General features: G+C 31.6%; 4 protein-coding genes. All 4 read left to right on the plus strand.

Annotated features, from left to right (window positions below; all coding sequences use genetic code 11):
• The first annotated feature begins 21 nt into the window (after positions 1-21).
• On the plus strand, positions 22-8,448 hold the full coding sequence (locus AC4FQ3_RS22475) for an amino acid adenylation domain-containing protein (RefSeq protein ID WP_491183356.1): 8,427 nt from the start codon (positions 22-24) through the stop codon (positions 8,446-8,448).
• 5 nt (positions 8,449-8,453) lie between these two features.
• Positions 8,454-9,725, plus strand: coding sequence for a PLP-dependent aminotransferase family protein (locus AC4FQ3_RS22480; protein ID WP_491183357.1), 1,272 nt, complete (start codon positions 8,454-8,456; stop codon positions 9,723-9,725).
• A gap of 82 nt (positions 9,726-9,807) precedes the next feature.
• Positions 9,808-10,566: an alpha/beta fold hydrolase gene (locus AC4FQ3_RS22485; RefSeq protein WP_491183358.1), complete on the plus strand. Its 759-nt coding sequence runs from the start codon at positions 9,808-9,810 to the stop codon at positions 10,564-10,566.
• Positions 10,556-14,893 carry an SDR family NAD(P)-dependent oxidoreductase gene (locus AC4FQ3_RS22490; protein ID WP_491183359.1) on the plus strand — a complete coding sequence of 1,446 codons (4,338 nt, stop codon included), beginning with the start codon at positions 10,556-10,558 and terminating at the stop codon, positions 14,891-14,893. Before AC4FQ3_RS22485 ends, AC4FQ3_RS22490 begins: the two co-directional genes overlap by 11 nt.

Below are 14,893 nucleotides of genomic sequence, written 5' to 3' on the forward strand. Positions count from 1 at the left end.
GCAGCCTATGATTCAGCCTATTTGGATTTAGCCTGTTATTCCCATTTTGGAATCAGTTTAAACGATGGGTCAATAGGAGCGGATAAATGCAATGGCGTTTTATTAAATTTTAATATAACCGATGAGGTATTAGAATTAGTAATTTACTATAATGAAGATTTTGTCGAAAAATCATTATTACAGCATTTAGGTTCCGGTTTTAGGAAAATCTTAGTCCATCTTCAGGAATTTATTAACTGTGACACAAATGAGTTTGATTTATTAGGCTCAGAAGAGAAACATCAGTTATTATTTGATTTTAACAATACTACAGTAGATTATCCGCACGATAAAACCATAATTGAATTATTTGAGGATCAGGTGGAAAAGGCTCCCGACAACGTAGCAGTTGTTTTTGAGGGAACGGAACTTACCTACAAAGAGCTTAATGAAACAACCAATCAGCTAGGTGCTTATCTAAGAGAAAAATACAATATTGAACCTGATGATTTAATAGGTATAAAGTTAGAAAGAAGCGAACGTATGATCGTCTCTATACTGGGGATTTTAAAATCTGGCGCGGCTTATGTTCCCATTGATCCTAATTATCCTCAGGGTAGAATTGATTATATAGAAAGTGATACGCAAAGTAAAATTATTATTGATGAAACCCAGTACGGAATTTTCTATAATCAAAGGGAAAAATACACGACTCTCAATTTAGCTAAAATCAATTCTCCGAGGGATTTAGCATATCTGATCTATACTTCTGGAACAACAGGAAATCCTAAAGGAGTAATGATCGAACATACTTCTTTAGTAAACAGATTAACCTGGATGCAAAAAGCATATCCATTAAGCTGCGGTGAAACCCTTATCCAAAAAACGACCTATTCATTTGATGTTTCGGTTTGGGAATTAGTTTGGTGGGCTATCTACGGAGCAAAGCTTTCTGTTGCTAAATCGGGAGCAGAAAAAGATCCGGCTCAATTAATACAAAACATAGATAAAAATCAGGTAACGGTAATACATTTTGTTCCTGCCATGTTATCAGTTTTTTTAGAATACGTTAAGGAAAATCCAAATGAAAAAGAACGCATAAAAAGCTTAAAACAAGTATTTGTAAGTGGTGAAGCATTAACATTGCATCAAAGGGATTTATTTTATAAGGAGTTGTCAGGTATTTCTTTGATGAATCTTTATGGTCCCACAGAAGCCAGTATCGATGTAAGTTATTATGATTGTGCAGAGCAGCATAACATTAGTTCTGTTCCAATTGGTAAGCCTATTGATAATATCAGTTTATATATTCTTGACGAAAAATTATCTTTAAAACCCATTGGTTCAGTTGGCAAACTATACATTGCCGGGGTTGGAGTTGCCAGGGGCTATTTGAATAAAACAGCGCTTACAGAGGAAAAGTTTGTCAATAACCCTTTTATTGAGGGCACAAAAATGTATGACACAGGAGATTTAGCCAAATGGCTTGCTGATGGAAACATTGAATACATTGGCAGAAAAGACCATCAGGTAAAAATTCGTGGCTACAGAATAGAATTGGGCGAAATAGAGGTTGCGATTTCTCAGTTCAACAAGCATATCAGACAAATTGTAGTGAATGCCCAAGAAGTAAATGGTGAGAAAGCACTAATTGCATATTACACTACAGACGAATCAGAGCTGATCAATAAGACTATTCTTCGAGAATATTTACAAAACAAGCTTCCAGATTATATGGTTCCGGGATTTTTTGTTGAGCTCGAAAGTATTCCTTTAACCACAAATGGTAAGATAGACCGTAAAGCATTACCAAATGTTACAGGAAGGGATTTAATCAGAAAAGCATTTTTAGCCGCTAGAAATGAGACCGAACATAAACTTGCAGTAATATTTCAGGAAGTACTAGGAATTGACAATGTAGGTATCAGTGATAATTTTTTTGAAATGGGAGGGCATAGTTTAATGGTGGGACAGGTGTTGAACAAAATGCACCAAAACTTGAGTATGCAGATAAGTTTTAAAGACTTTTTTGCTTATCCGACCATTGAAGGAATTGTTAAAAATCTTAGTAGAAAAGACTATATCCCAATTCCAAAAGCAGCAGAGCAGGAAAGTTATCCCTTAACTCCATCTCAGCAGCGACTATGGGTTTTAAGCCAGTTAGAAGGCGGTTCACAAGCCTATAATATGCCATTAGTAGTTACATTAAAAGGAAAACTTAATATTAAATATTTTGAAACAGCCTTTGGTCTTTTCATAAACAAGCATGAGATTACCAGAACTTTATTTAAGACAGATAAGGTATTGGGAGAAATCCGTCAGTATGTTGTACCAAAAGAAGAGATTAGTTTCAAAATACCGGTCTTGAATTTTACTGAAAAGGACAAATCTGATATAGAAGATTATTTGCAAACTGCCAATAGTGAAGTTTTTAATTTAGAACAATCTCCATTAATAAGAGCATCGTTACTTAAAAAAGCAGATGATGAGTTCTTATTCTTTTTGTCCATGCATCATATTATTGGCGATGGATGGTCAACAGAAGTATTGATATCAGAAGTTGTAGGGAACTACAATAATCTTCTTTATGGAGGGAGTAATCTTAACGGAGAAGAAAAATCAGCTTCATTATCTATTCAATACAAAGATTATGCAGTATGGTTACAGCAGGAAATCAAGGGAGAAAAATATCAAAAAGCAGAAACGTATTGGTTGGAACAATTTAAAGGAGATCTTCCTGTAATAGAGTTACCAAGTTATAAAACAAGACCATTAATACAGACTTATAACGGAGATAATTTAAAGCATATTTTTTCGAAAGAATTTACAGAAAAACTTATCAAGTATTCAGACAAACAGGATGTAACCCTGTTTATGACATTAATGACTGGTATTAATACATTACTTTACCGATATACAGGTCAGCATGATATTATCATAGGAACTCCAATAGCAGGAAGAGAACACCCTGATTTGGAAAATCAAATAGGACTTTATCTTAATACACTAGCTATAAGAACAAGATTTGAAGATTACAATAATAGCTTCGAATCCTTATTGCAACAGGAAAAAGACACTTTGTTATCTGCCTATGAAAATCAGATGTATCCCTTTGATGAACTGGTAAGTAAATTGAATATAAAGCGTGATACCAGTCATTCTGCATTATTTGATGTTTTGGTTGTGTTCCAGAATCAGAGTCAGTTACAATTTAATAATTCAGAAAAAGATATAGTTGGTTTACAGGTTGAAGGATATGATTATCATAGAAAGACTTCACAATTTGATATAAGTTACATTTTTGTAGAAGAGAAAGGGCAATTAGGGCTTACAATTGAGTACAATACCGATATCTATGACGCTGTTTTAATAGGAAGAATGTTTTCACATCTTGAAAACCTGCTTACTCAGGTTATAGAAAAAGAAACACACAGCCAGAAGCAAAATATACCAAATCTATTTATTGAGGATATTGATTTTCTTACAAAGGAAGAGCGTCATAAACTCCTGGTTGAATTCAATGATACTAAAGCTGATTATCCGGAAGATCAAACAATTATGCAGCTTTTTGAGCAGCAAGTAGAGAAGAATCTGAATAAAGTAGCGGTATTTTTTGATGGTAAGGGGCTTACATATAAAGATTTAAATGAGCAAGCTAATCAGCTGGGAGATTATCTAAGACAGAATTATAATATACAGCCGGATGATTTAATAGCTATTAAGCTAGAGAGAAGTGACAAGATGATAGTGGTTATAATGGGTGTATTAAAATCGGGAGCAGCTTATGTGCCGATAGATCCGGATTATCCACAAGATCGAATAGATTATATAGAAGAAGATACAAAAGCGAAGGTTACAATAGATGAAGACTTTTTAGAAACTTTTGCAAGGCAAAACAAAGAGAATACTTATACTAAGGAAAACCTTTCTACACTTAGCAAACCAGATAGTTTGGCATATGTAATTTACACCTCTGGAACTACAGGACAGCCTAAAGGTGTAATGATGCAGCAGAGAAATATTCTGAATTTAATTATTTATCATATACAATCAATTACACCATACAGTAGGGTAACATTCTTATCAAATCCAAGCTTTGATGTGTCATTTCAGGAAATATTTAGCACCTTATTAATAGGTGCAACAATATTCCCAATAACAGATGCAATAAAGAAAGATATTCATAAACTTTCTGCTTTTATAAGAGAGAATAAATTGGATTCCTTGTTTTTTCCAACAGCATATTTTACAGTACTTGCAGAGAATGATTTATTTCTGGAATCACTTAATAACGAGGTTAAACATATTATAGTAGCAGGAGAAAAATTAGTTTTAAATGATGCAATTTTAGCTAAGGTTAAAGAGAAGCATATTAAAATCCATAATCATTACGGGCCAGCAGAAACTCACGTTGTGACTACATACGTAATAGATGAAAAAAATGCTACAATGCATATTCCTCCAATTGGCAAACCTATTGCTAATACTTCAATATATATATTAAACAAAAATAAAGGATTATGTGCGTTAGGAGAAGTGGGAAATATATATATAGGTGGTATTGGATTGGCCAAAGGTTATAAAAATAAAAAAGATTTAACGTTAGAAAAATTTGTTGAAAATCCTTTTCTAAGTAATGAAAAAATGTATTACACCGGAGATTTGGCGAGGTGGCTTCCGGATGGAAACATTGAGTTTTATGGTAGAAAAGACTTTCAAATAAAAATAAGGGGATATCGTATAGAAATTAATGAGGTAGAATTTGCGTTGGCTGGTCATGATAATATAGCAAATGCTATTGTAGTAGCTCAGCAAATAAATGGAGAACAAACACTAATTGCTTATTATATTCTAAAAAATAAGGAAGAAAACGTCGAAAAGAAAGATCTAAAAGATTACATACAATCAAAATTACCTGAATATATGGTTCCAGGTTATTTTGTGGAACTGGAGACTTTACCGCTTACATCTAACGGAAAGGTAAATCGTAGCGCTTTGCCAACTGTAACAGAGGTGGATATGGTAAGAAGAGCATACGTTGCTCCAAGAAACGATACGGAAAAAAAGATTGCTTCTGTATGGAAGAATATATTAGGTGTTGAACAAGTTGGAATAAATGACAATTTCTTCGAGTTAGGAGGAAATAGCATAAAAGCAATTTTATTTGTAGCGCAGCTTAATTCTCTTTATAAACTTAATGTAGAGATTAGTACATTATTTAAAAATCCTGAAATTAAAGTACTAGCAGAGCATTTAACAGAAGCAGAAGATAATTTTAGTCTTGGCGCAAATACTGACTCGATTGGGTTATCACCCCAACAAATGAGTATGTGGATTTCTGAAATAAAGAATAATACATCTAATATTATTGTAGCTGGGGTAAAAATACCGCAGGCTTTTGATCCTGGTAAATTTAAATCTGCTATCGATACCATTATTTATAGACATAAAGCATTTAGAACAACTTTTGTGTATGTTGACAATCAGCCAATGCAAAAAGTACTTTCGCATGGTTATGAAAATTATAGTATTGAAATTATATCAGAAGAAGATTTAAAAAAAGCGAAGGATGAACATAAATTTAGCTTAGAAGAGTTTCCTTTATTTAAAATTTATGTACTCTGTAAAGAAAACTCTTTTAAAGTTTTCTTAAAAATTCATCATCTTATTTTTGATGGCTGGTCTTTAAACGTATTTAGAAATGAATTACTATCGCTTTATACAAATTCTAATGAGAATCTTGTTAACATCAGATTTCAATATGAAGACTATGTTAATAAGCTTGAAGCTAGAAATAAAAAGGAGATATATAATTACTGGGAATCAAAACTTAAAGACGTTCCAAGTTTCTTAGGTCTGCCTGAAAAAGCAGGAAGCAGCACTGTAGAAATTAGCAAAAATGGGGATTATGTAGAAATTGCTATTGATAATGATGTGGTTATTGGTATTAAAAAATACACACAACAAAGCGGAGTAACTCTTTCTACTTTTGTATTTGCCTGTATAAAGATAGTACTTAGCAGAATTTCTAATAGTAATTCTATTAATATTGCGATACCTTCTGCTAATAGAAATGATTATTCTTTTGCAAATACAATAGGACTTTTTACTAATATCCTATTTCATTATGACAAAATAAAAAGCGATGAAAGTTTTGCCGATTTTTTACAACAGGTACAATTAACTTCGATAGAAGCAATAAAATATTCCAATATTTCTCTTCATGAAATTTGTGATGCTTTAAAGATTAAAAATTCTCATAGAAGTATTCCTTTAACTCCAGTAGTTGTCAATATTCTTGATTTTCTTGAAGAAAGTTACGAGACGGAGATTGAAATGGACATAGATGAAGAGCCAATGGTTGATTCAAAGTTTGATTTAGAATTTTTTGTCAAAGAATTTGCCGAAAAAATGATAATAAGTGCTGTATTTAAAACAGACTTATACGAGAAAAATGAAGTAGAGTATTGGATAAATGGGATTGTCTCTGTAATGAAACAAGTTCTCTCGGAGCCACAAGTAAGGATTGATGAAATCGAAATATTTGATGATTTTTTAATTACGAACGAACCCAAACCTATCAATGAATACATTAATTGGGATCTTGGATATCATTCAATCATTGATCGATTTCAGTATATATGTGTTTCAAATCCAGATAAGCAAGCTATAGTTGAAGATAACAAAAGTATCACTTATAAAGAACTGAATGAGCTGACAGATAATTTGGCATCACATGTTGTTGAAAATAGTAAGAATGATAAAATACTTCTTTTACTAACGCATGGCTATAATGCTGTGGTTGGAATTTTTGCGGTACTTAAATCTGGTAAAGCATACATTCCTATAGACTTAAATCTAAATTCAGCACGAATTTATGACATTATAAGTGAGATTAATGCCGATACTATTTTATGTGATCATAAAACAGAGGAACTTGCTTATAAAATCACTAAAGATTTTCAAATTGACATTATAAATATTGAAGAAGAAATATCTAATAAAGAAAATTTAAATGTAGCGTTAGAAAAAGTAAATTTAGTTCCAGATTCTTTAGCGTATATTTTATATACTTCCGGTTCAACCGGAAAACCTAAAGGTGTAATGCAATCTCATAAAAATGTATTGCATTTTATAAATGTATACACCTCACAATTACACATTAGCTTAAATGATCGTGTAAGCTTAATACCTTATTACAATTTTGATTCTGCAGTGATGGATATTTTTGGAGCTTTATTAAACGGAGCTACATTGTATCCCTATGATATAAATGCTATTGGTATTTACGATTTACCGGAGTGGCTGGATAAGTATGAAATATCTATATATCATTCTGTTCCTACTTTATACAGATCATTAACAAAAATCATTAAGAAAAAAATAAAATATGTACGATTAGTTGTTTTAGGAGGGGAAGCAGTTTATAATAATGATTTTATAGATTTTAAAAATAATTTCAAGTCACATGCCATTTTAATAAATGGATACGGACCGACAGAATCCACAATAGTATGTCAAAAATTTTTAAACGAAACATCTACGACAAAATATCATGTACCAGTTGGTAAACCCATAAGCCGAACGAAAGCTTATTTGGTAAAAGAAAATAATCAAACGGCACGCATATATGAAGAAGGTGAAATTATTTATGCCAGTGATTATCTGGCCTTAGGTTATTATAAAGATAATGAGCTAACAGATAAAAAATTTAGAAATGAGCTATCCTTTTTATCTCCGCCTTTATCTGCAAGATGCTATTATTCTGGTGATTGGGGCAAACTCTTGCCAAATGGTGATATTGAATTTATCGGACGTATAGATAGTCAAATAAAATTAAATGGTATTCGAATAGAATTAAATGAAATTAATTGTGTTGCCGAAAAGATTGAAGGTGTAAATGAGACCATTACCCTGCTTAGAAAATTTAATAATACAGATTATATTGTTTGTTATGTGAGTTTGAAACAAGATACGAAACTTACAAAGGAAATTATAGCAGATAAACTCAAAACCGGCTTGCCTTCTTACATGGTTCCAAAAGCAATTATCATACTAGAAAAAATTCCCTTAACCAATACTGGAAAAGTAGATGCCGGGGCACTACCCCAATTGGGAGAAGAGCATTTTTCTAAGACAAAATATGTAGCGCCTGAAAACGAAATCGAAGAAGAAGTCAAACAAATCTGGGAAAGTGTATTGAATATTTCCCCTATAAGTATATTCGATAACTTCTTTGACATAGGTGGAACATCAATTAAGGCTATCGAATTGACAAATAGATTAAAATCAGTTTTTATTGAAAAAGAGATATCTGCTGTAATTGTTTTTGAATACACAAATATTAGAGAAATGTCCAACTTTATTTCGGAAAGCACAGGGGCTGAAACAGAGGAAGAATTAAAGTATGATGATATGGAGATATTATTAGATACAATAAATTTATTTAACGAAAATCTTGAAAACTAGCATAAATGAATAGTAGAGAAATAGAACAATTAATAAAAGAGGAAGAAAATAACTTAAATAGTTTTTTGCATCTAACAGCTAATGAAAATGTAATTTCAGAGTTTGTTTCTCAGGGTTTGTCCGGTACATTTTCAAACAGATATCACCTTGGGCAAATAGACAAATTTAGTGATGATGATATTACTTATTCTAACGGAAATATATATAAAGGTATATCGGCTATTAATAAGTTGGAAAGAATTACATCAATTATATTAAATAATCGTCTTGGGGGCGTTGACACTGATTTTAGACCTCTTTCAGGCGTTCATGCCATGATGTGCACAATTTTGGCTGTCACTGAAGTAAATGATTATGTACTTACTGTAGATCCTGCAACAGGCGGGCACTTTGCAACACAAAATATTATTGAACGAACAGGAAGAAAAGCTTTGACTGTTCCTTTAAATAGAGAAACTCTGACACTTGACTATGATTTTATAGCAAAAATGAAGGACAGAGAAAAAATTAAAATGTTTTATATCGATGATAGTTTTGCCTTTCAACCTATAAACTTTCCGCTATTAAAGGAAATTTTAGGACAAAACACAATTATAGTCTACGATGCATCACACCCTTTTGGTTTTATATTTGCTCAGCAATTTATGAAGCCTATATTAGAAGGATGTGATATTTTGCAGGCCAATACACATAAAATATTTCCAGGACCACAAAAAGGAATTATACATTTTGCAAACAAAGCCTTGGCATCTAAGGTAAAAGAAGAAATTGGAAAAAGTTTAGTCTCCAGCCAACATAGTCATCATACACTTGCACTTCACCTTGCTATACTTGAGATGGATGAATTCTGTGAAGCTTATGCCGAAAAAATAATTAAAAACACAAGGTATTTATACAATTCTTTGATTGAAAAAGGTTTTTCTATTTTAGAACCATTTCAAAAAAGAGAATTGCTTACTAATCAATTATATATAAAAGTACCTGATGGTCAAAATGCCGAAGGAATTGCTCAGCGATTTTATTCGAATAATATAAGTATAAATATTAGGCGAATATTTGATCAAACCTTTTTAAGAATAGGTCTTCAAGAAGTAACGAGACTGGGGTTTAATGAAAAAGAAATGGATGAGCTGGCAATTATAATTGAAGATGTTATGTTTAGTAGAAATAAAATAAATATTAGTAAAAGTGTAGAAAATTTTGAAATTCAGGAACGAAAAATGCTTTTTTGTTATCAAGTGTCTAAATTCTCTGAAGAGAAATTGTTAGTAGAGTAAATTTAAGAAAACGATCACTAAGCCTCTAAATGACAAGCTAAAAATAGCTGTAAGAATAAATTAAAACAAGAAAATATAAAAAATGAAACAGAAATTTTATAAAGTTATTATTATATGCTTCATTCTGATAATAAGTAGTTGCTCTACCAAAAAAAGTAAGGAATCACAAGAATTAAGGGAATATGGTATTACTTTATTCGACACACTCAGAGCAAGACAGATACCAATCTATTTCTACAATACTAATGACTGGAAACAAAAAGTAGTGATTTTCAATCATGGTTACGGAAAAAATAATCCGGGGAGTTATAAAACATACTCTAAAATTTGCAGACACTTGGCACAAAATGGATATTTTGTAATATCTATTCAACATGAGATTCCTGGTGATGCTCCATTGGCAATGGAAGGAATTTTTTATGAGACCAGAATGCCTAATTGGGAAAGTGGAGTACAAAATATAAAATTTGTAATTGAAGAAGGTAAAAAGATTTTTCCAACATTGGATTGGAAAGATATTACCCTGATAGGGCACTCAAATGGTGGAGACATGACTATGCTGTTTGCTTCAAAATATCCTCAGTCTATAAAAAATGCGATATCACTTGATAATAGAAGAATGTTTCTGCCCAGATCAGAAAGCCCAAGAATTTTAAGTTTAAGGGGAAGTGATTACCCTCCAGAGCCTGGCGTTTTACCAAGTGAAGAAGAACAGGTAAAATTTAAAATGAAAATAATCTACTTGAAAGATATACGTCATTCAGATATGGACGATAAAGGAACGGCATCTCAGCTAGAAACAATTAATAATTATATTATAGATTTTTTAAATGGAAAATAACAAGTATACAGGGTTAGAGATTGCTATTGTGGGTATGTCTTGTAAGTTTCCCGGAGCAGAGAATTATGAAGAGTTCTGGAACAATATTCTAAATGGAGTAGAATCTATAAGCTCTTTATCGAATACAGAATTAGATAATTTGGGCATCTCAGCGAATATTTATAATGATAAAAATTATATAAAGACATACAGGCAAAAACCTGAAAAAAAATACTTTGACTATAAGTTTTTTAACTATAGTTTTCAGGAAGCTTTATTGCTGTCACCACAATCCAGGCTTTTACATCAGCTTATATGGGAGGCGCTTGAAGATAGTAATTTGACAAATACCAGTGAAATTAACGAGTTTACATCACTTTTTATTGGGATGGAAGAAGATTTTAATTGGAAAGTATATGCTTCTTCCCTAATTGATAAATTAGAGGTTGATAAATTTACATTTAAGACTTTAACAAATGTCACACACATTCCGAGTTTAATTTCAAATAAATTAAATTTTAACGGCAAAAGTTTGTGCATACATACTACTTGCTCCAGTTCTATGGTCGCTATAGATATGGCATTTAAAAGTTTACTCCTTGGTGAAACGAATATTGCAATTGCAGGAGGCTCTTATATTAAGAGTAATCCAGAGTATGGTTATTTATATGATGGAAATTCAGTAGAATCATCTGATGGAAAATGCAGACCTTTTGATAAAAATGCTGATGGAACGGCTTGGGGTGAGGGAGTTGGAATTGTAGTATTAAAGCGTTTGAAAGATGCTATTGCACATGGAGATACTATTCATGGAGTAATAAAAGGAAGTTTTGTAAACAATAATGGAAACAGAAAGGTTAGTCATACTTCTCCAAGTGTAAAAGGACAATCAGAATGTATAAAAAAAACTTATCAGAAGTTTTCTATTCAGCCTGAAAGCATATCATATATTGAAGCGCATGGTACAGGAACCTCTCTTGGTGACCCTATAGAAATAGAGGCATTGAGTAAAATTAATTTTTCAAAAGAAACCCCTATTGGTTCTGTTAAAGCTAATATAGGTCACTTGAATGTTTTGTCAGGTGTAGCTTCATTAATAAAGTCAGTTTTATGTTTAAAGCATAGAAAAATCCCTGCTCAGCTTAATTTTATTGAACCTAATCCTAAAATTGATTTTGCAGCGACACCTTTTTATGTTAACAAGGACTTACTTGATTTTAAAGAGAAAAACTATCCTTTACGAATTGGGATCAATAATTTTGGTTTAACGGGAGTAAATGCACATTTAATTTTAGAAGAATATGCACCACAGCCTAAACTGCAAAATGGTAAAGATGAGATAAAAGTACTGGCGCTAAGTGCCAAAAGTAGTCAATCATTAAGTGGACAGATAACCAAAATTAAAAAGCAAGTTGAAAAGTATGATTATGATTTAACAGCTTTGACTAAAACGTTAAATGTGCACAGAAATTACTTTGATTACAGAAAAGCAATTGCGTTTAATGATAAAAAAGAATTAATAAATGCTCTAGAGTTTTCAGTCAACGAATCAAACAAAAATGATAATATCAATAAAATTGTTTTTTGTTTTGCGGGACAGGGAACCCATTTTTTAAATATGGGTAGAGACTTAGCAGGTAGGTTAAGTACTTTTAAGAAAGAAATAGATAATGGACTTACTTTACTTTCTGCTTATACGGCTATAGACTTTGAACAGATTTTTTGGAATGCGAATATAGATGAATTGGATATAGAAAGTACACATCCATTGATTCTATTGTTTCAACATGCAATAGCTTGCCAGTTGATCGATTTGGGTATTAAGCCACAAGCACTTATGGCGCATAGTTTAGGTGAGTATGCCAGCGCTGTTACAGCTGGAATTATGAGCTTGGAAGATGCCTTAAAAATAGTTTATGAACGGGCAAAGCTTATAAAACAAACAGTAGGAGGAGCCATGATATCGGTATCTGTCGAGAATAGTAACAATATACAAAGTATTATAGAGCAACATAATGTTTCTGTTGCGTCAATAAATACTGAAAACAATATGGTTTTGTCTGGCACCGAAGAAAATATAAAAAGGTTAATGGCAGAGTTTAAAGAAAGTAAAATACCTCATATAAAACTTAATTCAGGTTATGCATTTCATAGTGATGCGCTGAAACCAATTTATAATGCTTTTCTCGAATATTTAGAGCAGTTTAACTTTAATACTCCACAAATTCCTTTTTATTCCAGTTTAACCGGAAATAGAATGAGTGAATTAACAAATAGTTATTGGGCTGATCAAATGCTAAATCCAGTTAATTTACATCAGGTAATATCCAACTTCAAGTATGATGAGCAAAGTTTATTTATAGATATTGGTCCCGGTAGTTCCATTACAAAACTAATTAAGGCAAATATCAATAAAGCACAAATAATTAGTTTAAATAAAGAAAATGAAGAAGAGTGGGAAACCTTTATTAAGTCTGTTGGATTACTGTGGGAAGCAGGACTTCCGGTTGACTGGAGTAAAATATATACAGATACCAATAAAATTTCTTTTTCTAATTATTATTTTGATACTCTTGAATTGCCTGCGGAAGTGGATGGTTTTAAAGAATTAATGAATCGTGGTGAAAAACTCAAAAACTATTACGTATACAAAAAAAAGTGGAAAAAGGAAGAAGTAATAAAAAGCACAGAAAAGTATAAAACAGTTGTTCATTTTTCTGGTAATCAAAACCTTCAAAACTTTTTTGAAGAACAAGCCGAAAAGGTTATAGAAGTAAAAATAGGTGCCGAGTTTAAAAAAGTCAGTAACATGAGCTATGTTATAAATCCTCTATGTGAAGAAGATTTTTATGAATTATTTAAATCGCTTTACGAAGAGAATCCCACAATAGACGCTATACTACATAGCTGGACACTAGAAGAAATTACAGTTGCCTCACATGCGATTGATATATATTACAAATCAATTGCCTTTTTGGTAAAACAATTGGATAAAGTTATAGGAGATAGCAGGAAGGCGAATATCACTATTATTTCGTCTACATTGTTTAAAACAGCAGAAGAAAGTATTAATCCTTTTAAGGCACTTTTGTTAGGAGTGGCCAGAGTAAGTAATGTAGAATTTAAAAACATTCAAACTAAAGTAATTGATGTAGATGATTTGAGAAATGTTTCTTTTGATGCACTTTATTCCATTATTCTTCAAAATGTAAATACTGCTTTTGCTATAAGAAATCAAAATGTCTACATAGAACATCTGGAAGAAAAGGAAACTGGAGAATATGAATTTAAATATAGAAAAAACGGATTATATCTCGTAACGGGTGGTTACGGAGGAATTGGTTATACTATTTGTTCTACTCTAGGTAAAGAATATTCTGCTCAAATAATTATTGTAGGAACTAAGGATGAGAATGAGACAAAAAGAAAAGAATTAGAAAGTTTAGGTGCTGAAATTTTTTATATTCAATCAGATCTTAGCAACAAACAAGAACTACAGGAAAGTTTGCAGAACATTCAAAACCATTTAAATAAATCCATTCATGGGGTGTTTCATACAGCAGGTCTTGGAGACTTTGCAGGTATAATATTAAGAAGGGACATTAATGATATTAAATTGTTTTTGCCAAAAGTGTTTGGTACCATTAACCTTAGTGAGAGCTTAAATCAGGATGAGTTAGATTTTTTTATTAATTTTTCTTCTAAAGCAGCAACAGTTACTTATCCTGGTCAATTAGCCTATACAGCAGCCAATCTTTTTATTGAAAGTTTTACGGAAAACACCAATGAAAAATATTTTTCAATAGCCTGGCCCGCAATTAAAGATGTTGGTATGGCGCATAATGCCATATTAAATGATAAAACAAGCACCGCCAGAGAGCAAAAGAATTTAAATGAAATTGCATTAGATCCAAAGTTCATCTTCAAAATTATTAGCAATATACTTTTAATAAAAGAGAAGGGGTGTGTAATTTCTAAAAATGAAATAGAAACTTCCCAAAATGATTTTGAAAAAATGTTGATGAATCATAGTCAACACTTAAGTAAAGAAACGAATACAAGAAAGAGTTTAAATATAAATTCGGAATTGGTTTTGCCTAAAACAAAAAAAGAAACCCAAATATTAACTATTATAAAAAATGTTTTAAATCTTGATGTTGTAAGTATGAATGATAATTTTTATGACTTAGGTGGAAATTCATTAAGCTCTATGGTCATTTTAAATAGAATAAAAACAGACTTAGGCGTCGAGCTTACTTTAAATGAGTTTCTGGATATGAATACCATTTCAGACATGGTCAACAAAATAGCTGATAAAAGTAAAAAAAAGGAAATTATAATAGAATAA

It is taken from the genome of Flavobacterium sp. AK-345, from assembly GCF_058310175.1.

Coding starts and splice junctions, on each gene's coding strand:
- AC4FQ3_RS22480 (WP_491183357.1), top strand. CDS start 8,454: ATGAATAGTAGAGAAATAGAACAATTAATAAAAGAGGAAGAAAATAAC.
- AC4FQ3_RS22485 (WP_491183358.1), top strand. CDS start 9,808: ATGAAACAGAAATTTTATAAAGTTATTATTATATGCTTCATTCTGATA.
- AC4FQ3_RS22490 (WP_491183359.1), top strand. CDS start 10,556: ATGGAAAATAACAAGTATACAGGGTTAGAGATTGCTATTGTGGGTATG.